Source organism: Streptomyces sp. NPDC045998 (assembly GCF_056430285.1).
The window spans coordinates 187,027-210,840 of record NZ_JBWKLJ010000002.1; the positions used below are offsets into that span (position 1 = coordinate 187,027).

General features: G+C 73.5%; 20 protein-coding genes and 1 pseudogene. 7 read left to right on the forward strand and 14 right to left on the reverse strand.

What is annotated here, in order from left to right; translation table 11 throughout:
• Nucleotides 1-6 precede the first annotated feature (6 nt).
• Nucleotides 7-525, reverse strand: a complete 519-nt coding sequence (locus AC07FJ_RS05785; RefSeq protein WP_479045653.1) for a hypothetical protein — start codon at nucleotides 523-525, stop codon at nucleotides 7-9.
• 383 nt (nucleotides 526-908) lie between these two features.
• On the opposite strand from AC07FJ_RS05785, the gene AC07FJ_RS05790 reads away from it, so the two are divergent.
• Nucleotides 909-1,112: a cold-shock protein gene (locus AC07FJ_RS05790; protein WP_190203608.1), complete on the forward strand. Its 204-nt coding sequence runs from the start codon at nucleotides 909-911 to the stop codon at nucleotides 1,110-1,112.
• Nucleotides 1,113-1,204: 92 nt separating this feature from the next.
• On the opposite strand, the gene AC07FJ_RS05795 is transcribed toward AC07FJ_RS05790, so the two are convergent.
• The 3 genes from AC07FJ_RS05795 to AC07FJ_RS05805 all read right to left on the reverse strand — a co-directional run bounded on the left by AC07FJ_RS05795 (nucleotide 1,205) and on the right by AC07FJ_RS05805 (nucleotide 7,049).
• The gene (locus tag AC07FJ_RS05795; RefSeq protein WP_479045655.1) at nucleotides 1,205-2,107 is read right to left on the reverse strand and encodes a trypsin-like serine protease; all 903 of its coding nucleotides are present in this window, start codon (nucleotides 2,105-2,107) and stop codon (nucleotides 1,205-1,207) included.
• A 113-nt stretch (nucleotides 2,108-2,220) separates the two neighbouring features.
• Nucleotides 2,221-5,076 carry a helix-turn-helix transcriptional regulator gene (locus AC07FJ_RS05800; RefSeq protein WP_479045657.1) on the reverse strand — a complete coding sequence of 952 codons (2,856 nt, stop codon included), beginning with the start codon at nucleotides 5,074-5,076 and terminating at the stop codon, nucleotides 2,221-2,223.
• 170 nt (nucleotides 5,077-5,246) lie between these two features.
• The gene (locus AC07FJ_RS05805) at nucleotides 5,247-7,049 is read right to left on the reverse strand and encodes a S8 family peptidase (RefSeq protein ID WP_479045659.1); all 1,803 of its coding nucleotides are present in this window, start codon (nucleotides 7,047-7,049) and stop codon (nucleotides 5,247-5,249) included.
• Nucleotides 7,050-7,582: 533 nt separating this feature from the next.
• Between AC07FJ_RS05805 and AC07FJ_RS05810 the strand changes: the two genes are divergently transcribed.
• Entirely contained in the window at nucleotides 7,583-7,960 is a 378-nt protein-coding gene (locus AC07FJ_RS05810) for a VOC family protein (RefSeq protein ID WP_479045661.1), read from the forward strand.
• An 87-nt stretch (nucleotides 7,961-8,047) separates the two neighbouring features.
• Here the strand turns inward: AC07FJ_RS05810 and AC07FJ_RS05815 are convergent, their stop codons facing one another.
• From AC07FJ_RS05815 to AC07FJ_RS05825, 3 genes and pseudogenes are all read right to left on the reverse strand, one after another.
• Complete coding sequence (locus AC07FJ_RS05815; RefSeq protein ID WP_479045663.1) at nucleotides 8,048-11,443, reverse strand: DUF4132 domain-containing protein; 3,396 nt, start codon at nucleotides 11,441-11,443, stop codon at nucleotides 8,048-8,050.
• A gap of 81 nt (nucleotides 11,444-11,524) precedes the next feature.
• A complete protein-coding gene (locus AC07FJ_RS05820) occupies nucleotides 11,525-11,950 on the reverse strand; it encodes a hypothetical protein (protein WP_468283693.1) in 426 nt (141 codons plus the stop codon).
• A 185-nt stretch (nucleotides 11,951-12,135) separates the two neighbouring features.
• Nucleotides 12,136-12,636 (reverse strand): annotated as a pseudogene (locus tag AC07FJ_RS05825) (ATP-binding protein); the annotation flags it as partial.
• Between the two features lie 208 nt (nucleotides 12,637-12,844).
• Here AC07FJ_RS05825 and AC07FJ_RS05830 point away from each other — a divergent pair.
• The 3 genes from AC07FJ_RS05830 to AC07FJ_RS05840 all read left to right on the forward strand — a co-directional run bounded on the left by AC07FJ_RS05830 (nucleotide 12,845) and on the right by AC07FJ_RS05840 (nucleotide 14,882).
• The gene (locus AC07FJ_RS05830; RefSeq protein WP_479045666.1) at nucleotides 12,845-13,708 is read left to right on the forward strand and encodes a helix-turn-helix domain-containing protein; all 864 of its coding nucleotides are present in this window, start codon (nucleotides 12,845-12,847) and stop codon (nucleotides 13,706-13,708) included.
• Nucleotides 13,709-13,951 (forward strand): DUF397 domain-containing protein, encoded by a 243-nt coding sequence (locus AC07FJ_RS05835; RefSeq protein WP_355357486.1) that lies wholly within the window; start codon nucleotides 13,709-13,711, stop codon nucleotides 13,949-13,951.
• Nucleotides 13,952-14,057: 106 nt separating this feature from the next.
• Nucleotides 14,058-14,882, forward strand: coding sequence for an SAM-dependent methyltransferase (locus tag AC07FJ_RS05840; protein ID WP_479045668.1), 825 nt, complete (start codon nucleotides 14,058-14,060; stop codon nucleotides 14,880-14,882).
• A gap of 2 nt (nucleotides 14,883-14,884) precedes the next feature.
• Here AC07FJ_RS05840 and AC07FJ_RS05845 read toward each other — a convergent pair whose 3' ends face one another.
• Together AC07FJ_RS05845 and AC07FJ_RS05850 are read right to left on the reverse strand one after the other, a co-directional pair.
• Entirely contained in the window at nucleotides 14,885-16,807 is a 1,923-nt protein-coding gene (locus AC07FJ_RS05845; protein WP_479045670.1) for a M64 family metallopeptidase, read from the reverse strand.
• A 153-nt stretch (nucleotides 16,808-16,960) separates the two neighbouring features.
• Complete coding sequence (locus AC07FJ_RS05850) at nucleotides 16,961-17,542, reverse strand: TetR/AcrR family transcriptional regulator (RefSeq protein ID WP_479045673.1); 582 nt, start codon at nucleotides 17,540-17,542, stop codon at nucleotides 16,961-16,963.
• 122 nt (nucleotides 17,543-17,664) lie between these two features.
• Between AC07FJ_RS05850 and AC07FJ_RS05855 the strand changes: the two genes are divergently transcribed.
• Nucleotides 17,665-17,880 carry a hypothetical protein gene (locus tag AC07FJ_RS05855; RefSeq protein ID WP_479045675.1) on the forward strand — a complete coding sequence of 72 codons (216 nt, stop codon included), beginning with the start codon at nucleotides 17,665-17,667 and terminating at the stop codon, nucleotides 17,878-17,880.
• Nucleotides 17,881-17,992: 112 nt separating this feature from the next.
• On the opposite strand, the gene AC07FJ_RS05860 is transcribed toward AC07FJ_RS05855, so the two are convergent.
• The 5 genes from AC07FJ_RS05860 to tgmA form a co-directional block, all read right to left on the reverse strand.
• Nucleotides 17,993-19,321 carry a 6-phospho-beta-glucosidase gene (locus AC07FJ_RS05860; protein WP_479045677.1) on the reverse strand — a complete coding sequence of 443 codons (1,329 nt, stop codon included), beginning with the start codon at nucleotides 19,319-19,321 and terminating at the stop codon, nucleotides 17,993-17,995.
• Between the two features lie 30 nt (nucleotides 19,322-19,351).
• On the reverse strand, nucleotides 19,352-21,154 hold the full coding sequence (locus tag AC07FJ_RS05865) for a hydroxysqualene dehydroxylase (RefSeq protein WP_479045679.1): 1,803 nt from the start codon (nucleotides 21,152-21,154) through the stop codon (nucleotides 19,352-19,354).
• A 164-nt stretch (nucleotides 21,155-21,318) separates the two neighbouring features.
• Nucleotides 21,319-21,825, reverse strand: a complete 507-nt coding sequence (locus AC07FJ_RS05870) for an EF-hand domain-containing protein (RefSeq protein ID WP_479045681.1) — start codon at nucleotides 21,823-21,825, stop codon at nucleotides 21,319-21,321.
• A 48-nt stretch (nucleotides 21,826-21,873) separates the two neighbouring features.
• Nucleotides 21,874-22,815: an ATP-grasp ribosomal peptide maturase gene (tgmB, locus tag AC07FJ_RS05875; RefSeq protein ID WP_479045684.1), complete on the reverse strand. Its 942-nt coding sequence runs from the start codon at nucleotides 22,813-22,815 to the stop codon at nucleotides 21,874-21,876.
• Nucleotides 22,816-22,833: 18 nt separating this feature from the next.
• The gene (tgmA, locus tag AC07FJ_RS05880) at nucleotides 22,834-23,034 is read right to left on the reverse strand and encodes a putative ATP-grasp-modified RiPP (protein ID WP_468283674.1); all 201 of its coding nucleotides are present in this window, start codon (nucleotides 23,032-23,034) and stop codon (nucleotides 22,834-22,836) included.
• A gap of 228 nt (nucleotides 23,035-23,262) precedes the next feature.
• Between tgmA and AC07FJ_RS05885 the strand changes: the two genes are divergently transcribed.
• The gene (locus AC07FJ_RS05885; RefSeq protein WP_479045686.1) at nucleotides 23,263-23,712 is read left to right on the forward strand and encodes a YchJ family protein; all 450 of its coding nucleotides are present in this window, start codon (nucleotides 23,263-23,265) and stop codon (nucleotides 23,710-23,712) included.
• Nucleotides 23,713-23,814 lie beyond the last annotated feature (102 nt).

A 23,814-nucleotide genomic window follows, 5' to 3' on the forward strand; every position in this document is an offset into this window, starting at 1 on the left:
GGACGGTCAGACGCAGGTGCCGAGGGTCGCCAGGGCCGGCCACGCCGAGTCGGCGGCGAACAGCCGGGGCCGCGCCGCCGCGCCGGGCGTCAGGAGCGCGTAGTGCAGCGGCGTGAGGGACAGTGCGCCCCACGGCTCGACGGTGTGCACGCGGGCCAGTACCTCGCCGCAGCGACCGCAGCCGATCCACGGCACGACGGCCTGACCGGTGCCCTGGACCGGCAGCGGCCGGGCGTCCGGGTGTTCGATCAGCCGGAGCGCCGGCTCCTCCGCGCCCGGCCGGACGGCGGCGCAGCGCAGGAGCCGGGGCGTGAGCACCTCGCCCATGCCCCACTCCCGGGCCACGACCGCGATCTCGGCGACGACGGCCTCGCTCACCACCACGCCGTGTGCCTGGAGACCGGCCACGAGCCGGTCGAGACCGGCTTCCTGTTCTCCTGTGGCCCAAAGGTCCCGGACCTCGGTGGCCGCGGGCTCCGGAAGCAGGTCGGCGAAGCGATACCAGCGAGTAACTTCATCGATCACCCGGAGAGGTTATCGGGAGGAAGGCGAAGGCGAACGGTCCGGGGGCGTGACGGGACCCAGGTCACCCCTGAGGACGGTCCCGGTGATCGGGGCCGCCGACATCGAGAGCCGCCAGCCGATCACGCCCTGGCACACCCTCGCAGGCCCTCCCGCGCCCGGCAGCGACGCCCGCCAGGCCGGGTTTTGGACCGGCGCCCCCTGAATGGCGGGAAGTTGCTCTCTGGTGATGAGCCCCTTCACGGTGTAGCGTCGATGCCAGATGTCGTGGTTCGCAGTTCCTGCCCACGCGGAGGCGTGGGCTTCTTGCTGTGCAGTGCAGGACCAGGGCGATCACCTCCGGGTCCGCGCGGTGCGGACCCGTCATCAAACTGAGAGGCACCAGCATGGCCAGCGGAACCGTGAAGTGGTTCAACTCCGAAAAGGGCTTCGGCTTCATCGCGCAGGACGGCGGCGGTCCGGACGTCTTCGCGCACTACTCCAACATCAACGGCAACGGCTACCGCGAGCTCCAGGAAGGCCAGGCCGTGACCTTCGACATCACGCAGGGCCAGAAGGGCCCGCAGGCGGAGAACATCACCCCCGCCTGATCGCCGTGACGGTGCGCTGACCGCGCCTCGCGCCCGAGGCCCCCGGAAGCCGGTGCTTCCGGGGGCCTTCGCCGTCCGCCCCTCCGCCGGGCTCAGGGAAGCTTCGTGAACGGCGAGAGGAACGCCCGGGCGCCCGGGCTGTCCAGGCGGTAGGTCACATTGGTGGCATAGCACGGCGAGTCACCCGTGACGGTGGTGGCGACGAGCGTGCGCCTGCCGCCCAGCGTCGCGAAGTTCGGGCCGCCCGAGTCGCCGTAGCAGGCACCGCCGTTGCCCTGCGGCGCCGTCATGGCCAGGCGCAGCCAGGCGTCGTTGAGGGCGTCGTACGTGACGGGTGCCTTCATCCGGACACCGCCCCCGGGGTGCGTGTGACCGCCCGGGCCACGCCGGGCCTCCTGGGTGCCGTAGCCCGCGACCGTGAACGGCGTCTCCCTGAGCCCCTGCGGACCCAGCGCGCTCAGCGCCCCCGCCTTCGGCAGCGCGGCCGGGGTGAACGCCCAGCGTGCGGCGAGCCGGTCCGCCGGTACCTCGACCACCGCGATGTCGTGGGTGTCCGAGGCCGGGCCGGGGTACGCCGGGTGGTTGTGCGCCGTACCGGGGACGGCGACGGCGCGGGCGACCGCCGCCGGATCGCCGGGGTGCCGCTCGGCGGCCCGGTCGAGCGCCCCTTGGACGTCCTGGTCGAGGGAGACGAAGAACCGCACGTTGGCCGGCCAGTCGCTGGTGCAGTGCGCCGCTGTCAGAAACGTGTCCGTGTCGATCATCGTGCCGGAGCACACCCAGTCGACCCGGTCCGGGGTCGCAGGGTCGTCGTCGTGGTCCCAGGTGGCCACGAGCGCGCCGACCTCGGTGCGCTCGGGCGCGGGCGTGGCGTTGTACGAGTTGATCGCGGAGGACGGCAGGGCCGCGCCGAGGACGAGCGCGCAGGCCGCGGCGAGGACGGCGGTCGCGCGCGCGGAAACGGCGGTGGAGACCGTGGCGAAGGTGGTGGTCAAGAGAAACCCTTCGGTGCGTCGGTGCGTCGGTGCCGGGACGGGGGATTCTCCTGTGGGGGGAGCTGCGTCAGTGAAGCGCGTGAACGGCCGGCCGGGCAAGAGTCCTGCACGGCTCAGGACCCGGCGCCCTGGTTCAGCACCGTCGCCAGCTGCGCCCGCGAACGGACGTCGAGCTTCTGGTAGATGCGCGTCAGCCGTGCCTCGACGGTCTTCACGCTCAGGTACAGCCGGGCCGCCGCCTCCTGGTTGCTCGCCCCCTCGCCGACGAGCCGCGCCAGGTGCAGCTCCGCCTCGGTGAGCCGGGACAGGGCCGCGTTCCCCGCCGGTGCCGCGCCCGGCGCCGGCTCCGCGTACGACGGGTTCTCCGCGGTCAGCGCCAGCCACGGCACCGCGCCCGCCCGCTCGAAGACGGCCGCCGCCGCGTGCAGCGCCTGCTGCGCCGCCGAGCGCCTGCGCCGCCTGCGCTCCACCCGCGACAGCGCGATCAGGCAGCGCCCCTGCTCCAGTACGAGCCCGTGGGCGGCGAACCGGTCGGCCGTCTCGGCCAGCAGGGCCACCGCCTCGTCGGTCTTGCCGCCCGCCGCCATGCACAGCGCGTACGCCCGGTCGAAGCCCAGCAGCACCGTCGTACGGCCCAGGCGCTCGGCGACCGGGCCCACGTCGGCGAGGAGCGCCTCCGCCTCGTCCCGGGCGTCGTTGGCCAGCAGCGCCTCGGCCAGCTCCTCGTGCCAGCGCACCATCGACGGGTCCACGGCGCACTGGGCTGTCTCCGCCTCCTGCACGCGGCGCAGCGTCTCCAGGGCGCTCGCCACGTCCCCCGTGACCAGCTGGACGCGGCCGAGGGCGTACAGGCTGCGCGAGAGGAAGACGTGGTCGCCCTCCTCCTCCGACGCGCGCACGCTGCGCCGGGCGTATCCCGCGGCCCGCGCGAAGCTGCCGCCCGCCGTCTCCGCGAGCGCCAGGTGGTACCACGCGGGCCCCGGCGACAGGCCCGCCTCCAGGGTCAGCGCGAGCGACCGGTGGGCGTGCGCGAGGGCCGCCGCGCACTGCCCGCGCCGGGCCTCCACCTGGGAGAGGGTGTTCAGCAGCTCGATGGCGTCCTCGACCGGGCCGCGCCGCTCGACCAGCGGGAGCAGGGCGTTGAGCTGGTCACGGGCCTCGGTGAGCCGGTCGTCGAAGAGCGCGTGCCGGATCGTCAGGATCTGGGCGGCGTTGCGCACGCCGAGCGGCCGGTCGGTCATCTCCAGGGCCCGCGCCTCCGCCAGCGTCCGTTCGGCGTCCGGCGAGCCGAGCGCCCTGTCCATCCGGGCCTGTACGGTCAGGGCCTTCGCGGCCGTGTGCCGGTCGTCCACCGACGCGGCGAGCGCGGCCGACTCGACGGCGGCCGCCCGCGAACGTACCGGATCGCCGTCCGCGAGCACGTACTTGACCGCGAGCCGCAGCAGGACGCCCGCCCGGAGCCGCGGGTCGCCGTCGGAGTCCTCCATGGCGTGCACGTACAGCTCGTCGAGGTCCGTCAGCCCCTGCCCGGCCGTGTCGAGTACGGCGAGCCGGGCGCGCACCCGGTCGGCGGGCGCCGCGTCGCGGGCGAGCAGGTCGGCTGCGGCGCGCATCGCGAGGTCGGCGCGGGCGGCGCGGGCGGCCTCCTCGGCGGCGTCCACCAGCCGGGCGATGCGCCGCTCCCCGAGGCGCACCGGCGTCGACTCGGCGGCCAGCAGCGCCAGTTCGGCGGCGAGCGCGCTGTTGCCGCGGCGGCGGGCGGTCTCCGCGGCGGCGGTGACCTCGCCGGCGAGGTCCTCGTCGGGCACGTCCGTGGCGAGCGCCCGGTGGCGTACCGCCTCCACCGGGTCGTCCACCACGCGCGCGAGCGCCGCGTGGCCCGCGCTGCGCTCGGTCCAGCAGGTGTCGTGGACGAGGGTGGAGGGCAGCAGGCCCGCCGTGAAGGCGACCGTGCCGTCCTCGGTCACCGATATCAGGCCGGCGCGTTCGGCCGCGGCCAGCTCCGCCTCGGCGGTGGGGCGGCCGGCACGGCGGATCAGCGCCGCCGTCGGGCGCAGCGCGAGCGCCGCGAGCAGCAGCGTGGCGCGCACGTCGGGCGTGGCGGGGGCGAGCATGCGGCGCGCGAGGTCGCGGGCCCGGCCGGACAGCGGCAGCGCCTCGGCGTGGTGCACGGGCGTCCGCGCGTCGGCCAGCGACCGGCCGACGGCGAGCGCGAGGCGCGGATTGCCGCCGCTGGTGCGGTGGATGCGCCCGGCCATCCGGGACGGCAGCCGGTGGTGGACGAGGAGTTCGGCGATCTCGTCGGCCTGGAGCGGCGGTACGAGCAGGACGTCGGCCTCCGAGGGCACCCACAGGGTGCAGGAGGCGCCGTCGGCGTACGGGTCCGGCGTCTCGACCGCGAGGACGCGCAGCGTGGGCGGGGCCAGGTGGAGGGCGAAGCGCAGCAGGTCGGCGCTCTCCGCGTCGATGCGCTGGACGTCGTCGACGACGAGGAGGACCGGCCCGCGCTCGGCCAGGGTGCGCAGGATGCGGGCGATGCCCAGGCGCAGCGCGACGGGGTCCCAGCCGGTCTCGGGTGCCGTGGCCTCGCGGCACAGGACGGCGACGGCGGCGCGTTGCGGCCCGGGCAGCCCGTCGAGCGCGGCGGCGGGCACGGAGGCGATGAGGGCGGCGGCCGCGGCACCGGCCATGTCGCGGTCGGCGGGCTGCGGGGCGAGCCACAGGACCGTTTCTCCACGGCCGCAGGCGGCCTGGTCGGCGGCCGCCTGGGCGACCTCGGTCTTGCCGATCCCGGCCGGGCCGGTGAGGAGCGCGCGGCCGCGGGTGCGGAGGACCTGGTCCAGGCGCGTCAGCAGCTCCGCCCGGCCGACGGGCGCGACGCTCTCTCGCGGGGTGGCGCGCTCGCGTGACGTCGTGCGCTCGCGTGACGCCGCCCGGTACGGCGTCGACCCCGCCTGCACCACGCTCACCACCGCCCTCCGTCCCCGCTTGGGAGCAGAGAATACGAACCCGGCCACCCTCGTCCAGGTGTCGTGTCCGGCATGTGGACGGCCGGCCGGGGACGCGCGGCGGGGCGTGCCCGCGGCGCAGTGCCGCGAACACGCCCCTGACCAGCGGTGGAGCAGGTCATGCGGGGGGATCAGAAGGTGAGACCCCAGGAGTCGATGTAGCCGGTGTCACCCGAGGCCACGTCCTGGACGCGCAGTTTCCAGACACCGTTCGCGGCCTCGGACGAGGCGTCGACGGTGTAGGACGCGAGCACGTTGTCGGCCGAGTCGTTGCTGCTGGAGTTCTTCAGGCGGTACGCGCTGCCGTCCGGGGCCACCAGGTCGATGACCAGGTCACCGCGCCAGGTGTGCTTGATGTCCACGTCCACCTTGAGGGCGGCGGGGGCGTTGCCGGTACGACCGGTGACGGAGATCGAGGACGTCACGGTGGCGTTGTCCGTGATGTTCACGTTGGTCGCGTTGGTGAAGTTCGTACCGGTGCCGGGGGTGCCCGTGCCGCCGGTCACGGCCTGGACGGTCTTCGCGGCGTCGGCGATGCCGGTGCCGCAGCCGCCGGAGCAGGTGCCGGGCAGCGGGCGGGCGTTGCTCTTGATCGCGGTCTCGATCTCGGCCGGGGTCAGGGAAGACTTGGCCGACTTGAGCAGCGCGGCGAGACCGGCGATGTGCGGGGCCGCCATCGAAGTGCCCTGGTAGGGCTTGTAGTTCTCCAGCGACTGGGTCGTGGTGCCGGAGTTCAGGGTGGAGAGGATGCCGTTCTCGGGCGTGGTGATGGTGCCCGGCGTGTCGGTGGCGCGGCGGGTCTCACCGCCCGGGGCCGAGACGTCGATGATGGTGCCGTAGTTCGAGTAGTACGAACGGTTGCCCTCACGGCTGGTGGACGCCACGTTGATGACGTTCGCGCAGTTGGACGGCGTGAAGCCGGACGCGTTGGCGTTGCTGTTGCCCGCCGCGACGACGACGGTCGCCCCCCGCGCGACCGCCCCGTCGATGGCGTTCTTGTACACGGTCGGGCAGGTGGAGCTGGCGCCGCCGAGGCTCATGTTGATGACCTTGGCCGGCGTCGGGTTCACCGGGATGCCCGGGACGGTGCCGCCGGAGGCCCAGGTGATCGCGTCGGCGATGTCGGAGGACGAGCCGCCGCACTTGCCGAGCACGCGCACGTGCTGGACCTTCGCCCCGTACGCGATGCCCGCGACGCCCTTGGCGTTGTGGGTGGTCGCCGCGATGGTGCCCGCCACGTGGGTGCCGTGCCAGGAGGAGCTGCTCGCGCGGGAGCCGGTGCCGCACTCGCCGTCGGTCGCGTTCCAGTCGCCCTCGTCCTTGGGGTCGCTGTCGCGGCCGCCGCCGTCGCGGGCGTCGGTGGAGCTGGAGATGAAGTCGTAGCCGGCGATGGTGTTCGCGCTGAGGTCGCTGTGCGCGGCGTAGCCGGTGTCGATGACGGCGACGGTGACGCCGCTGCCGGTGGTGGTGTCCCAGGCGCCGGGCACGTTCATGCCGCCGGTGGGCTCGAAGAGGTCCCACTGCTTGGCGTACTCGGTGTCGTTGGGGGTGACCGCCATCGCGTAGGCGCGGATGTCGGGCTCGACCGAGGCGACGGCCGGGTCGGCGCGGAAGGCGGCCATGACCTCGGAGAGGTCCTGCTTCGACGCCGCCTCCTGGCCGAGGTCGACGAGCGCGGCGCCGCTCGCGAGGCGGCGCTCGAAGGAGAGGTCCTCGCCGGTCTTGGCGGCCTTCTCGGCGGCGTCGCCCTTGGCGGCGGTGTTGGACGTGGCCTCGGCGGTGCGGGACTTGTAGGTCACGATGACCTTCTCGACCGGCGCGCTGGGCAGCGTGACCCCGGCGGCGGGCCGGGGGGCGGGCTGGGGGGTGGCCTCTGCGGCGAGTGCCACCGACGAGGTGGCGGCCACGCCGATGATCGTGGCGCTCGCGGCCACGACGGATATGAGTCTCCGCCTGGAACCGTTCAAGGTGTTCCCTTTCAGGGCGGCTCCGGCGACTCCCGGAGCAGCTGACGGTGCAGGGCGCGCGGCGGGCGGCTGCGGGGACCGCGGTGCACCATGGGGGCAGTGCTCCGTGGTCCCCGGGCTGGGTGGGCCCGTGGCCGCCGCCGGCGCGACCGGTGGTGCTCAGGGGTTACATGCACCTGACATACGAGGTCAGGGAATGAGAACCGCCGGTGGGGCAGACAGTAGGGAAACCCGAGGTGAACCCGATATGGGGGAAACCCTTGTCCTCCCTGAGGGGGGTAGGGGGAGCCCTCCCCGGGCGCTCCTCGGAGCCTCCCGCGGCCGGCCTGCTGCCCGCCTGCGACTTGCCTGCGACCCGGGGCGGGACCTCGTGGGGGGCCTCGCACCGTGGCCTCGACCGGGGCCTGCCGACGGAACCGGAGTGGGTCTCCGGTAAGGTCGTCGCATGCTCACGACCGCTCCGCGCGGTCAGTGCGGTAGACGAGATCGAGGAGTGTCCGATGCCGGTGCTCGCCACCTACGCCCGCGTGTACGTCGACGACCTGGACACGGCGCTGCCGACGTTCCAGGCGCTGACCGGGACCGAGCCGGAGCTGCGCTTCGCGTACCGGGGCGTCGAGTTGGCGGCCGTCGGCGCCTACCTGCTCGTGGCGGGAACGGCGGAGGCGCTGGCGCCGTTCCGCAATGTGCAGGCCACCACCATCGTCGAGGACCTCGACGCGGTCCTGACCCTCGTCGCGGACGAGGGTGGCCGGATACTCGACGGGCCCAACGAGGTGCCGACCGGGCGGAACCTGACCGTGCTGCACCCCGGGGGCGCGGTGATCGAGTACGTCGCCTTCGACCCCGCCAAGGCGCCCGCACGGCAGGAGCGGTAGGCCGGACAGGCGTGCCCGCACCGCAGCCGCGGTAGGCGCGGTAGGCGCGGGCGCGAGAGGTGCGGTTGCCGGCCGGTCAGCTCCTCCTCACGCGGACCCTTCGGTCAGCGCCGCCAGGTCCGCCAGCGCCTCGGAGGCGAGGACGGGGGACAGCTCGCCCAGGCGCAGCTCACTGTCCCGCGGGGGCGACCAGGCCCCGGGGCGATCGTGCAGCCAGACGGCGTCGAGCGGCTGCTCCGGGTAGACGTCGACGGCCCCGACCGCTATCCCGTCGCGCGGATTGAGGACCAGATACCGGTCCGGCCCGACCTCCTTGCTGAGCCAGCACTCCACCCCGGCGTCCTGGGGCTCCCCGCGCCGCCAGCCGCGCCGCTCCAGGCCCAGCAGGCTGCCGGTGGGCACGGTGATGCCCTCGAAGCGGGGCAGCCGCCACCCCGCCGCCTCCTCCTCCGTGAACCGGTACACGGGCCGCTCCAGCTGCCGCACCGGCTGCTCGATCCCGTGGGCACCGAACACCGCACGCCACGCCGCCAGTTCGCCCTCGATCTCCAGCGGGTGGGCCAGCCGTACGGAGGCGGCCGCGGGCAGCTCGCGGCGCCGGCCCGCGACGTCCGTGCACGCCCGGTCCTCCGCCACCCGGAACGACCACACCGCGTCCCCGTCTTCGGCGAGCCACACCAGCCCCCGCGCCAGGTGACGCAGCAGCGGGTGACCGGCGATCAGCTCCCGGAACTCCTCCACCGTCCATGACCGGCCCGCGATCATGGCCGCCTCCAGCCGCCGCACCTGGTCCGATGCGACGGTCCGCACCTCCTTCTTCAGGGCCGTGAACCGCGCGCGCTCCGCCGACGCCCGTTCCGGATCGTCCTGCGGGCCCGGCTTCGGCAGGCTCTTCAGCCGCTTGCCGGACGCGTCCCGTACGTACGGCCGCAGCCGCTCGTCGAAGCCGACCGTGAAGCGCCGTGCGCCGTAGTCCAGGACCGTGCCGCCCGTCGCGTCGAGGCCCGCGTCCGGGACCAGCCGGTCGCCCAGCTGTTCGCCGGTGAGCCCGAGCCCCAGCGCCACCTCGACGATCCTCTCCTGGGCCCGCGCCTTCAGCGCCTTGAACCGGACGCGCTGCGCGATGCGGTGCAGTTGTGTCAGCGCCTCGTCGGTACCGATGGCGGCCAGCACGTCGAGCCCCTCCACCGCACGGTGGTGCGCCCACTCGCCCGGCCAGGCCCGCAGCACCGGGGCCAGCCGCCGCACGGTCTCGGCGTCGCCCAGCAGCCCCAGGGCGTGCAGCGTCCAACTGTCCTCGGCGGGCATCCCCGCCGACCTCCACCGCTCGAACAGCTCCCATCCGAAAGCGGCGAGCGAGCCGCGGTCGCACAGCTCCCGCACCACCGGCACCCCCGGGTAGACCCCGCCCGGCCGGGACATCGCCAGCATGGTCAGCGTGTGCCGCACCGACTCGGCGGGCAGCGCGCCGCCTCCGCCGCGCAGCAGGATCTGCGGAAGCGCGACGGGATCGGCCCACTCGGGGAGCGCGGGCAGTGTGGCGGGCAGGGCGGCCCGCAGCGGATCGGCGGTCGGCGCCAGCACCGCCCCGACCACCTCCGCGACCTCCTCGCCGTACCGCTCGGCGACCACCCCGCACACCGCCTCGGCCCCGTGCGCGGACCCGATGAGCCCCAGGGCGTACGCGGCATGGCGCCGCGCCGGCCCCGGCGCTCCCACCGCGTCCGGCACCAGCAGGGCGACCGCGGCCAGGCCGTGCCGCGCGAACCACGCGCGCGCCACCCCGTCGGCCTTCTTGAGCCGTACCGTCCACTCGGCCATCAGCCGGGCGGTCCCGGCGTCCCGGAACGGCAGCAGCAGCGCCCCCAGCGTGGCCGGTCGGCGCACGGCCGCCCGCTTCAGCACCGGCAGCGCGTCCGTCCCGTACCGCGCGGCGACCGGCCTCAGGGTGTTCTCGCCCTCCCAGTAGTCGTCCGGTGCCCACTCGGCGAGCAGGGGACGCAGCTCTTCCTCCGGGCCCCGGAGGAAGAGCTGCGCCGACGACAGGTCCTCCAGCCCGTAGCGGCGCAGCGCCTCCACGTCGACGGGCATCGTCTCCGAACCGCCGTCCAGGAGGTGGAGGTACGGCGAGCGGGTGGCCGCCCACGCCTCCCGCTCGCCCGGCAGCCACTCCACGACCGGTGCGGCGCCGGTGTCCAGCCCGGTGACCACCCTCGGCGCACCCATCTCCGCGTCAGCCTCCGCGCCCGGACGGGCCAGCCAGGGCGGGCTCGTCAGCAGCGCGGGCAGCGCCTCGGCGGGTGCGTCGGGCACCCGGTCCGGCCGCTCCAGGAACGGCCGGACGACGGCCGCGAGCGCCTCCTCGAACGTGGGCAGAGCGGCCGTAGCCAGCTCCCCATGGGCGCCGATGTGCTCGCCCAGCAGCTGTCGCGCGGCCTCGGCGCCCCGGCCCGAGCCCTGCGACGCCTCGGCCACCACGCGCAGCGCCGTCATCGGCCGGCGCTCCATTGCCCGCAGCAGCGCGGGCCGCACCCGCTTGTCGTCCGCCCGGGACAGCAGCGCCCGGAGCGCCGCCTCACCCGGCAGCTCGACCAGCGCGGCCGCGGCCGCCCTGACGCTCGCGGCGGAGGCGTACGAACGGTCGAAGACCTCCGCGACCAGCGGGGCCGCGGCCGGACCCAGCCCCTCGGCCACGGTCGCGATCGTGGAGAGCGGCCAGTCGATGTCCGCCTTCCCGCCCAGCCGGACGACCTGCTCCGGCGCGTCCATCGAGCAGAAGAGCATCGACCGCAGATACCCGTCGAGGAAGACGAGCGCACCGGGCTCGGCGCAGCATTCGGTCACCCAGTCGGTCTCGGACGGCACGAGGTACGACACCGCGATCCGCCGCCGCTCACCGTCACGCGCGCCCGCCAGGGCGGCGACCGCCTCCCGGTAGGTCCCCTCGTCGGCCGCCGCGAGCAGGGCCCTGATGCGGTCGGCCAGAGGCCGGCGCTGCTCGGTGAGGTAGGGGATGTGCGTCCCGGAACCCATCGCCGTGAGACCCGGATCCGACCGCCTGCCGCCCGACTGGACCCACACCGCCTCGATGTCGAACAACTCCACCACGGCCCGGGCCGCGAACGGCAGCCCGTGCTCCGCAGCCCAGATGTCCGCCCACGCGGCGGCCGTCGGCGGGGGCACTGCAACCATCGCGGCCACGGCGGCCGCGCCGAGCGGCGAGGGGCCGCTGCCGTCTAGGTGCGCCCGCGCCGCCGCCACCAGCCGTGCATCGCTGCCAGGCGCCGTGAGGAACTCCTCGATCCAGTCCTTGTCCTCCGTCAGGCGCGTTTCGAGGAGGGACGCCGCGTCGTTGTCCGGTCTGCCCGGGGTCCTCCGTACGCCGCCACGCCGCGGATGCAGCTTCCGCCGCCACGCCGCGGGCAGGACGAACGACTGCTCCGACTCCCCGGCCGCCGGGCCCGGCAACTCGTCACGGCGCACAGGCCCTCCTCGTTTCCGTCCATGTCGATCACTGGAAACGACCGTAGCGCGCACCACTGACAACGCCCCCGACCAGGCGTTTCAGAGGCGGGACTCGACCCCCGGCACCGTCCACGACGGTGCGATGCCGGTGAGCTGGCAGACCATCAGGTACAGGGGGATCGGCGGCGTGTACGGCGAGGTGCTGTCCGGCCGGTGGATCAGCCGGGGCCGGCGGTCCGGTACGCAGGCGTCGGCGGCGTAACAGGCGGGCAGGGGCCACCGCAGCTCCGTGTCCGAGCCGGCCGGGACGATCCACCACCACCAGTCGGTGTCGGCGAACACGCAGCCCGTGCCGGGCAGTCGCGACAGCAGCCGGAACCCGTGCCGCGCCGGTACGCCCACCGCGTCGCAGCCCAGCGTGGCCGGCAGCGACGGGGGCGGGGTCAGCCGCACCTGGTCCCGCGAAGCGTCCGGTCGGCCGTGGCGGCCACGCGCGGCGAGCAGCGTGGCCATCGACCTCAGCATGGTCCCGCCATACCGGAGGCCGACCCGGCGGCCTGGAAGGACCCGGTGGCCCCGGAGGCCTCGGCGGTCCCGAAGGCCCCGGCGGTCCCGGCGGCCCCGGAGGCCTCGGCGGTCCCGAAGGCCCTGGTGGTCCCGGTGGTCCCTGTGGGCCCGAAGGCCTCGGCGCCGTCGACGTCATCGAGCACCAGCTCCGCCCACACCACCCGCCCGGCGCCGTGCCGGGCGTCGTGTGCGCCCCACGCGCCGCACACCGCCTCCACGAGAAGCAGCCCCCGCCCCCGCTCCTCGGCGTCGACGTGCCGCCGCCGCGGCTCGGCCGCCGGACAGCCCTCGTCCTGAACCGCTATGCGCAACCGCCCGCCCCTGTCGCGCAGTTCGCACACGACCCGGCCGCTCGCCGTGTGCACCACGGCGTTGGTGAAAAGCTCCGAGACGACCAGTGCGACCGTCTCGCGCACCTCGCCTCCGAGGCGCCACCGGACGAGCCGGTCGTCGGCGAGACGTCTCGCCCGGGCCACCGACTGGGCGAGCGCGGGGAGTTCGAAGGAGAAGCGGCGGTCGTCGGAGGAGGGATACGCATCGGACGCGGACGCGGACGCGGATGTGGATGCGGACGCGGGTGCGGAAACGGTCCACGGTCGCGGAGCGGCCATGACATGAGGCGTCAGCGCATTACCAGGGACCACGACCGCTTCCTAACGTGGGGCGGCAGTACGCACGTTGCCTCTCCCGGAGCGAAGTGCGGGCTGCCGCGTGAACTGGTTCACCGGAATACTTTCCTCCCGACTCCGACACTTGGCAAGTAGCACTCTGAAAATTGCAGAGTGAGCTGTTCTGTCTGACCGTCACATGGCACACTCGCACTCGTCGAAACAGCGCGTGGGGAGGTCTGAAGTGAGCGAGCCGCGGTCCGCCCCCACCGTGGGACAGGTCGTTCTCGGCAAGCGCCTGCAGGAACTGCGGGAGCGTGCGGGGCTGAAGCGCGAGGAGGCCGCCAAGGTGCTCCGCGTGGCCCCGGCGACCATCCGCCGCATGGAGACGGCGGAGGTCTCGCTGAAGATCCCGTACGTCCAGCTCCTGCTGCGGGAGTACGGAGTCCCCGCCGACGAGGCCGACGGCTTCGTCCGGCTGGCCGAGGAGGCCAACAAGCCGGGCTGGTGGCAGCGTTTCCACGACGTCCTGCCCAGCTGGTTCAGCATGTACGTCAGCCTGGAGGGCGCCGCCAGCCTCATCCGGGCCTATGAACCGCAGTTCGTCCCCGGCCTCCTCCAGACCGAGGACTACGCCCGGGCCATCCTGCGCGGCGGAGCCGTCGGGCAGGCCAGGCCGGACGACATCGAACGCCATGTGGCCCTGCGCATGGCACGGCAGTCGCTGCTCACCCGGCAGAACGCGCCGAAGTTCTGGGTGATCATGGACGAGACGGTGCTGCGCCGGCCCGTCGGCGGCAGCCCCGCCGTCATGCGCGCGCAGATCGACCGCCTCCTGGAGGCGACCGCGCTCCCCAACGTCACCCTCCAGATCGCCGAGTTCGCCACCGGGCACCACCCGGGCACGTACGGACCGTTCGTCCTCTTCCGATTCGCCATGCCGGAACTGCCCGACATGGTCTACAGCGAGTACTTGACCGGCGCGGTCTACCTCGACGCGCGCACCGAGGTGGCCTCGCACCTGGAGGTCATGGACCGCATGGCGGCGCAGGCCGCCACCGCACCACGTACGAAGGAGATCCTCCGGGGTTTCCGCAAGGAGCTGTGAATGGACCGCGACCGCATATACAACGGCATGCCCGCCGCCGAGCTCGGGGCCGAGGGGTGGCACAAGCCGTGGAGCGGCGGCAACGGCGGCAACTGCGTCGAGGCCATGAAGCTGGCCGACGGCAGGGTCGCCGTACGCCAGTCCGCCGACCCGGACGGCCCCGCGCTCATCTACACCCACGGCGAGATCGCCGCGTTCATCCAGGGGGCCAAGGCCGGACAGGCCGACTTCCTGCTCACCTGACCCCCACCGAGTACACCCGGCCGATCAGCCGGCCTGCCGACCAGCCGACTCACCGATCAGCCGACTTACCGACCAGCCATCACCCAGCCGACCACTGGAGCGCCCGATGACCGGACAAGAACCTGTCGCCGTACCGCCTGCCACCGTGCACATCGACACGAGCAAGCCCCACCCGGCCCGTATGTACGACTGGTTCCTGGGCGGTAAGGACAACTACCCCGTCGACGAGGAGATGGCCAAGCAGCTCCTCACCGTCGACGCGCGCGGCAGGGACATGGCCCGGGTCAACCGCGCCTACATGCACCGCGCCATCCGGTGGCTCGCCGCCCAGGGCGTACGCCAGTACCTGGACATCGGCACCGGCATCCCGACCGAGCCCAACCTCCACCAGATCGCCCAGGAGACGGCCCCCGAGTCGCGGATCGTCTACTGCGACAACGACCCCATCGTCCTCGCGCACGCCGAGGCGCTGCTGCGTTCCACCCCCGAGGGAGCCACCGAGTACATCCAGGCGGACGCGCGCGAGCCCGAGGTCATCCTGGAGCGGGCGGGCAAGGTCCTCGACTTCGGCAGCCCCATCGCGCTGTCCATGCTGGCCCTGCTGCACTTCGTGGACGACGAGGACGGCGCGTACGAACTGGTCCACCGGCTCGTCGAGCAGCTCCCGTCCGGCAGCTACCTGGTCCTCTCCCACGTGACCGGCGAGTTCGACCCGGAGGGCGCCGCCAAGGCCCGCGCCCTGTACACGGCGCGCGGCCTCACCCTGCGTCCGCGCACGCGCGAGGAGTTCGCGCGGTTCTTCGACGGCCTGGAGCTCGTCGAGCCCGGGGTGTCGCTGACGGCGGACTGGCACCCGGAGCTCGGCGAGGTGGTCCCGGTCGCCGGCGACGAGCCGATCCCGGGCTACGCGGGCGTCGCCCGCAAGCCGTAGCCCTACGGGGAAGCCTTCGGGGGCACCAGCGTGACGAGGAACCTCTCCGCCGCGCCGGTGTTCCCGGCCGCGTCGACCGTCCGGTACTCCACGGTGTGCGTGCCGTACTCCGGCGTGGCGTCGTCCCACGGGACCACGCGCGCGCGGCCCAGCTTCCCGTACACCAGGCCGTCGATCTCCGTCCCGCCCGGCGTGAAACGGAAGGGCGCGTCCGCGTCCGTAGGCCAGCCGTAGTAGGTGTACCAGCCGTCACCGTCCACACGGAATTGGCGGACGACGTAGCCCTCCTGGTCGTCGCGCGCGGTGAGCCGCATCGTGAACGGCCCGTCATAGACGAACTCGTCAGGCCGCCCCGGCCGGCGCACCGTGCGCAGCGGCTCCGAGAGTTCATACGCCGCCGTCGCCGCCGTGGCGTCCACCGCCCAGCGCAGTTCGTCCTGCGAGCCCGAGTCCTCCCGGTCCGAGGTGCCCGCGATCCGGGCCGTCAGCGTGTACGTACCGGGCGACAGCCGCAACGCCGACAGGTCCAGGTCCCGGTCGTTGCCCGGGTTCGCCACGGGCCGCCCGTCCAGCGACCACCGCACCGCGAGCGTCCGGTCGTCGGGATGGGTGGTGTCGGCGTACACCACCGACCAGGCGCCCACGGGCGCGTCGGTCGCCGTGTGCCCGGTGAACCTCGGCACCACCACACCCGGCTCCGTGACCACCGACGTGTCCACCGTCCACGTGACCGTACGGGTCAGGGCGGACGAGGCCCGCACCGCCGGGTCCCGTACGAACGGCGTCGGGTCCGTCACCGTCGCCGTCAGCGTGTGGGTCCCACGGGCCAGGTCCAGCCGTCGCAGATCGACCGTCCGGACCCCCCTCAGCGCCCGCAGCGGGCGTCCGTCCAGCCGCCAGGCCACGTCCAGCTCGCCACCGTTCGGATGCAGCGTCTCCACCCAGACCGTCCGGTCCGCGCCGAGCGGCGCCGTGTTCGGGGTGTGCTTCTGCACCAGGTTCACCTTCGACGCGATGGCCTGGACCATCACCTCGCGGCCGACCTGGTCGAAGGCGTACCCCAGGGTCTTCATCATCGAGTGCGCGCTGGGGCGTCCCACCCCCGTGGTGCTGTACAGCCCGCCCTCGTGACGGCCGATGACACCGCCCGACTCGCTCTCCTCGCCCAGCCAGCGCCACCACTTGGCCCGCCGGTCCCGCATCGCGGCCTCGGACAGCACCGTGTGGTGTGCGGACGCCGGCTCGCCGCCCTCGTACGCGCCACCGGGGACGCCCCGCGCGTAGTAGTCGTACTCGTCCTGGAGCCTGCCCAGTGAATGGCCGATCTCGTGCGGGGTGATCAGGGCGGACAGGGCGTTGCCGCCGGACGCGGTGGCGTACGTGCCGCCCGCGCCGCCGTAGGTGTCGCTGTGGGCGAGGGCGACGATCTGCCGGTTGGCGCCCGTCGTACCGGGGACGAGGTCGGCGAGCGCGTTCGCCGCGCCGCCGTCCACGGTGAGCAGCCGCTGCACGCTGTCCGCGTCGCAGCCGCCCCAGAAGCCCATCCCCAACGGCGTGTCGCGGCGCGGGGCGTCCAGCCCCGGATCGCAGTCCACGCCCGACTCGCGCGAGGGGACCTCCACGGCCCACACGTTGACGTACGAGCGGTACGACGCGAACGGCTCGATGCTCCACAGCACGTTGAGGTGCCGCTCGACGTCCGCCCGGAACTCGAGCAGCTGCTCGGCGGTGTATCCGTCGCCGAGCAGGATCAGGTTGAACCGCTGGTCGGCCGGACCCGTCGTCTGTACGGGCACGACGGTGGCGGCTTCGGTGACCGGTGGGCGCTGTCCGGCGGTGGCCGGACCGGCGCCCACCAGCGCGGTGGCGAGGAGGACGGCCGCACCGGTCAGCGCGGCGGCCCGTCCGAGGCGTGGGGAGACCATGGGGCCGGAGCGTACGGTGCGCTCAACGCGCGGTAAAGAGAGCGCCGTTGCGCCACACGGTGAGGGCCTGTCCGCGGATCTTGTCGGTGGGCACGGGGCGGTGCCACCAGCGCAGGGGTGCGTGGGGGCCCGGCAAGATCGGCAGGACACCCCCTAGCGGAGGACCTGCTCGATGTGGTGGTCGAGGAGATGTCCGGCGGCTTCTGGGGTGCGGTAGCCGAGGGCGATGTCCACGCCGAGGCTGGTGGCGAGGGACCAGCAGATGTCGGCGTCGGCACGTTCCTCGCGGCGCGGCTTGCTGCCCCGCTCCTCCCGGGCCGCCGCGATGAGGCCGGCGGTGAAGGTGAGCAGCTCGTCGTCGCCCGGTGCCAGGACCTTGGCCATCGTCGGATCGGAGACTGCCCGGCCCGCGGCCGCCAGCGCGAAGCGCATCAGCCGTGTGCTCTCTGGGGCCGGGCTGATCAGGGCGTAGAGGCAGGCGCGGAGGATGGCCTCCGGGCTGGTCGTGCCGGCGGCGGTGACCGCGTTCTCGATGGTGGCGTTGACGGCCCGTACGGCTCGGTCGAGGGCGTCGCGGATCAGGGCCTGCATCGAGGAGTAGTAGTGCTGGACCTGGCCCATCGAGACGCCCGCCTCCTCGGCTACCTTTCGCAGCGACACCTGCTCGATGCCGCCGCGCACGGCCAGTGACCAGACGGCCTCGACGAGGCGCGTCCTGCGCGCTTCGTGATCCACGATCTTCGGCACGGTACCGCCGCCTTCCTCGCCACTTTCACCATGCGATCGCATTGTAAAACGAGTGCCATCGGTTTACAGTGCACGTGCATGGTAAACCGCGATCAGACGGAGAGGATCCCATGAAATACGGCCTCTACCAGGTGCTCGGCATGGCGCTGCTCGTCATCGGAGCCCAGGGCGCAATTCGCCAGCTCGTCGACCACGACAACGCCGGCCTGCTGGGCTGGTTACCAGGAGGCTTCGCCGCGAGCATCACCGTGTACGTCTTGGCCGTCGTGATCGGCGCGGTCATCGCGGGGCGGGCTCACGATGCTCGCAAGGCGGCCGGCAACTGACTCGCTGCGAGTGGCTGGGGGACTGTTCGGCGGATCATGGGCGGACTGGTCCTTCGGTTCCGGGAGCCAACGAGTGACCAGTCGGAAAGTCACATGATCCACCAGACGGGCCCTAGGATTTCGCCAGATACGCCAGGCCCGTGTGCTCCGCCACGTACGCGTCCAGCAGCCGCCGCGCCACCGCCACCGAGTCGACCAGCGGGTGCAGCGCGAACGCCTTCACCGCCGCCTCCCGCGAGCCGCTCTCCGCCGCCGCCAGCACCTCGCGCTCCACCGCCTTCACCGCCGTCACCAGACCGACGGCGTGGTACGGAAGCGGCGCCACCGCCACCGGATGGGCGCCGTTGGCGTCGACGAGGCAGGGCACCTCCACCACGGCGTCGGCGTCCAGCACCGACAGCGTCGTACGGTTGCGGACGTTCAGGATGAGGGTGGCGCGCTCGTCGCGCGCGATGGCCCGCATCAGCGCCAGCGCCACCTGCTCGTAACCGCCGGGCTCCAGGTCCTCCGCGGCCCGCTCCCCGGCGCCCGCGGCGGCCCGGTTGGCCGCCATGTACGTCGCCTCCCGCTCGGCGAGGGTGCTGTGCCAGGTGGCGAGGGACGGGGAGCCGTAGAAGGCCGCCTGCTGGTCGCGCAGGTAGGCGCCCCTGGTCCGTTCGGCGCCCCGGTAGGCCGAGGCCGCCTCGCGGTTGAAGTAGTAGTAGTGCAGGTACTCGTTCGGGATCGCGCCCAGCGAGCGCAGCCACGCGGCGCCGAAGAGCCGGCCCTCCTCGAAGGAGCCCAGCGCCTCCGGGTCCGCCAGCAGCCGCGGCAGCTCGTCCCGCCCGCCCACCCGGACGCCGCGCAGCCAGCCCAGGTGGTTGAGGCCCACGTAGTCGAACCACGCCTCCGCCGGGTCGGCACCCAGCAGCCGCGCCACGCGCCGCCCCAGACCCACGGGGGAGTCGCAGATGCCGATCACGCGGTCGCCGAGCACCCGCGCCATGGCCTCCGTCACGAGCCCCGCCGGATTGGTGAAGTTGATGACCCACGCGTCCGGGGCGACCGCCGCGACACGCCGCGCGATCGCCGTCGCGACCGGCACCGTGCGCAACCCGTACGCGATGCCGCCCGCGCCCACCGTCTCCTGGCCCAGCACGCCCTCGGCGAGCGCCACCCGTTCGTCGGCCGCCCGGCCCGCGAGACCCCCCACGCGGATCGCCGAGAACACGAAGTCGGCGCCGCGCAGGGCCTCGTCGAGATCCGTGGTGGTGCTCACCGCGGGCGCGTCCGGGACACCCGCCGCCTGCTCGGCCAGCACCCCGCCGATCGCCGCGAGCCGGCCCGCGTCCACGTCGTACAGCGTGACGCGCGTGACCCGGCCCGGCCCGCGGTCGCCGAGGAGCGCCCGGTACACCAGCGGGACGCGGAAACCGCCACCGCCCAGAATCGCTAGCTTCATGGCGGCAACGCTACAAGCACGCCGTCCACGTCACCCCAGGTCGAGGGCGTTGCGCAGGCCCAGCCGGTAGCGGGTGCGGTCGTGGCGCTTGAGGAGCTCGATCTCCGGGGCGCGGAACAGCGGCTTGACCGTGCAGCGGGGCGCCGTCGAGCCCGTGCGGTCCAGCAGGGAGTTGACCGCCTGGCGGGCCGCGGCGTTGGCGCCCTCCATCGTCGCGAGGTCGATGTCGACGGAGACGTAGTCGCCCGCCAGGTAGAAGTTGGGGATCGCCGTGGCGGCCGACGGCCGGTGGTGGAAGGTGCCGACCGGGTGGATGAGGAGCTCGTCCTCGTTGGTCGGGTTCGGGGTGCCGAGGCCGTCCACGCCCGGGTCCAGGTACCAGGAGTGCAGCGCGCTGTCCTTGAGCGCCGTACGGCCCGTGTCGTTGAGCGCCGCCTTCAGCTGGGCCCACACCTCGCGGGCCACCTGCTCGCGCGTGCACTGCTTGGCCGTCTTCCCGTACAGGATCCCCGGCTTGTCCCACTCGGAGATGTCGACGGACAGGCAGTCCACGGCCACGCCGTCACCGTAGTCGGCGGGGAAGTCCCGGTGAGGCCAGTGCTCGGCCTGTGCGATGGCGGTGAGCGACCAGGGCGAGTCGATGCAGTTGAGGTGGCCGTGGACGAGCGGCGGGCGCTCGGTCAGATAGAACTGGATGCCCGTCATCCAGTCCGTCTGGAGCTTGTCGCACCGCGCCAGCTGCGGATCCGCCGCGCGCAGTGCCGGACCCCAGGTGCGGCGGGCGTGCTCGACCGGCAGCGCGCAGACGTAGTGGTCCGCGGTGACGTTTCCGCGCACCCCGTCCGGGTCCTCGACCAGCGCGCCGCCGACCCGCCCGTCCCCGTACAGCACCTCGCGCAGCGTCCAGCCGATCCGAAAGTCCACGCCCAGGGAGCGGAGATGGGCCTCCCACGGGTCGATCCACGCCTCGTTGGTGGGGGCGTTGAGGATACGGTCCGGCGGGCCGTCCGCGCCGCGGCCGAGCGCGTTGAAGACGAACGCCTCGCCGAGGGTGCCGACGGTGCGGGTGCTGGCCTCCTCGGCCTTCGTCGCGACGATGTTGCGGGTGACGCCGATGGCGAGGATCCGCTGGTACGTCTCCGACATCCGCGCGGCCCGGGTGAAGTCCCACCACGGCGTGCGCTCCCACACCTCGTCGCGCCGCTCGTCGCAGCTGGTGAGGAAGACGAGCGCGCGGTTGACGAAGTACGCGGTCTCGTGCGGCGGCAGCCCGGCGGCCGTCTCGACGAGGGCGGTCAGCGCCCGGCGGATGTCGTCGAGCGTGAGGGCGGCCGGCTTGTGCCCGGGCCAGGGGATGGACATCCGCAGGTCCTCGCGGCCGGTGCGGGCGAACATCATCTCGGGCGGTGCGACGAGGTTGTCGAAGACGCCGCGCGCGTTGCCGGGGTACGGGATGCGCCGCATCGTGTCTGGCAGGTTGTGGTAGATCCCCGGGATGAACCGGAACCCGTGCTCGGCGGGGAGCGGTCTGCGCCCGCCCTTCGCGCTGCCCGGTACGTCGAAGCTGCGCGCCTTGCCGCCGAGCGCGCGCCGTTCGTAGACGGTCACCCGGAAGCCGCGCTCCGCGAGCTCGTGCGCGGCGGTGAGCCCGGCGACGCCGCCGCCGAACACCGCGACGGACCGGCCGGCCGCGCGCTCCGCCGCGGCCTCCGGCGAGCCCTGCGCGACGGCGGCCGCTGCGGGGCCGGCCGGGAGGAGGCCCGCCCCCACGGCACCGGCCGCCGCTGCGGCCCCCGCCACGAAACCACGCCGTGTCGTACCCGTACGCTCCATGCCCCACCCCTTACCCGCGGTAACGGTCACGTTGGTCGCAGGAGCATAGGGCCGCCCCGCCCGGCTCGGAACCGACCAGGAGTGCACGGGGAGCACATTGGCCGGTTTCCGCCAGGGCGGGGCGGGGCGAGGACGTCCGGGGGTCGCCCGGGGGTTGCCCGGGGTCAGCTGGTGTAGAAGCGCTTCACCGCCTTCAGGAACTCCTTGCCGTCGACCCGTCCGCTGTCGTCGGCGTCGAGCCGCGCGAAGTACTCCCCGGCCTCCTCGGCGGTCATGCCGAGGAATTCCGCCGCCCGTACGAACTCGTCGCGGTCGATCGAGCCGTCGCCGTCCGCGTCCAGGACGTCGAACAGTGTCCCGGAGACGTCACCCTCGCCTTGGTGTTGCGGGGCGCGGAAGGAGGGCGAGATGCGGGCGGCCGTGTACTCGTCGACCGTCAGGGTGCCGTCCTCGTCCTTGTCGGCGATCGAGAGCAGGAAGCCCCACTGCCGCTCGTTGGCGTCCATGAGGGCGCGGCCCTTGCCCGCGTCCTCCGGAATGCCGAGCTCCTTCAGGAGCCTGCGCGGGGCCCGCAGGAAGTCGTCGCGGCCGACGGAGCCGTCCCCGTCCGCGTCCATGCTCCGGAACTCCCGGAGGGCCGAGAGGTGTGCCTTGCTGCTGGTGTCGGTCATGTTCCGAGAGCGTGCCACCCGCACGGCCGCCGGTGGGCGATCCGTCGATCATGTTCGCTCCGACGGGTGATGCGGCGCCAGCCAGGAGGCGACCGCCTCGGCGATCGGCTGGCCCGTCTCCGCCTCCACGAAGCCGAACTGCCCGCCCTGGTTGCACTCCAGGAACCACCACAGCCCCTCCTCGTCCTCGGCGAAGTCGAAGGCGGCGTACGCCAGTCCGGCCAGGTCCGTGTAGTCGCGCACGCCCCGGACGATCCGGTCCGGCACCTCGGCCGGCTGCCAGGGGTGCCCGGTGTCGCCGTAGCGCCCGTCGACCTGGCCGGGCGCGGACGACTTCCGGGCGGCGAAGAGCCTTCCGCCCACATAGGTGACCCGCAGGTCGGCCCGCTTGGGCACGTACTGCTGGAGCAGGGTGGGGCCGGCCGCGACGCCGGTGAAGTCCGTACCGGGCCCGAGCAGCGTGGTCGGCAGCTCGACCGGCGGCCCGCCGCGCGGCGGCCCCGACAGGGACTTGACCACGACCGGCCCGTACGTCGCCGCGAACTCCTCCGCCACCCGGGGGAAGGTCGTGATGACGGTGGGCGGCACGGCGAAACCGCTGTGGTGCGCGAGCCGCAGCTGCCACGGCTTGTGCCGGGCCTGCGCCGCCTGCCGGGGGTGGTTCATCCAGCGCGCCGTGGTGGAGTACAGCATTCCGTACAACGCTTGCGCGGTCTCGGCGCCGAGCCAGTCCGAGCGCCCGGGCGCGTGCGCCGCCGGCTCGCCGGGCCTGCGCATCCATATGGAGCGCAGGGCCCGGGAGCTGACCATGCGGCCCTGCGCCGACAGATAGCCGTGGAAGTCGCCGCGTACGTACTCGGCCGACAGGTCCACCTCACCCGGGAGGTCGGCGGGATCCAGGCGGACCAGGGGGACGCCCCGGGCCTGCAGCTTGTCCACCACCATGTCGGCCGTGACGTCCTGAGGGCTGGTCAGGATCAGTACGGTCATGAGCGGGCCGCCGGCCGCTCAGTCGTCGAAGTGGGTCTGGGAACCGGCCTTGGACGTGGTGGTGCCGGCGGCCAGCAGGATCGCGGGCTCGGCGATGGCGGGGCGGCCGTCCGGCAGCACGTTCAGCTGGCGTGCGGCATCGTAGGTGTACAGCTCCGTGACGTCGACGTCGTCCGCGCTCTCCTGCGGACGGGCGTAGGCGTAAGCGAAAGGGTGCATGGCTCTCCCTCGTCTCATCATCTCGTTCATCGTGGTGCCGGCTCTCGATCCGTATGACAGTACGCAGCCAACCTGTAGGGTTCTCGTGACTGTGTGCCACGGCGGCGTGTGGGCGGTCCCCGTACGTTTTCCCCGTCGGCTCATGAACTCTCCTTGCGCGTCGCCCGGTTCCCGGCGGCGCGCGACCCGGCGGCGCCCGCTCCGGCGCGTCGGGGCAGAATGGGGCGTATGGCCCGACGTACCCCCCGACGTACCACCCCACCGCGCCCCGCACCGGCGGTCTCCGCCGTACGGGCCGACGCGCCCTGCCCCTGCGGGCGTGGGGACGCGTACGGGGCCTGCTGCGGACGGTTCCACGCGGGGGAGGCCCACGCCCCGACCGCGGAGTCGCTGATGCGCTCCCGCTACAGCGCCTTCGTCGTCCGCGACGAGCCGTACCTGCTGCGCACCTGGGCCGCGCGTACGAGGCCGCCGCGCGTGGAGTTCGACCCCGACATGCGCTGGACGGGGCTGGAGGTCACCGAGGCCACGGACGGCACCCTGTTCCACACGACCGGCACCGTCACCTTCGTCGCCCGCTACACCCACGGGGGAGAGCCCGGCGCGCTCCACGAGCGGAGCCGGTTCGAGAAGGAGGACGGGGCCTGGGTCTACGTGGACGGGACGTTCATCGACTGATCAGCCCTGACCGCGCACTGGCCGGACACCGGTCAGGCACTGGGCCGGACACCGGTCAGGCGCCGGTCAGGCGCCGGTCAGGCGCCGGTCAGGCGCCGGTCA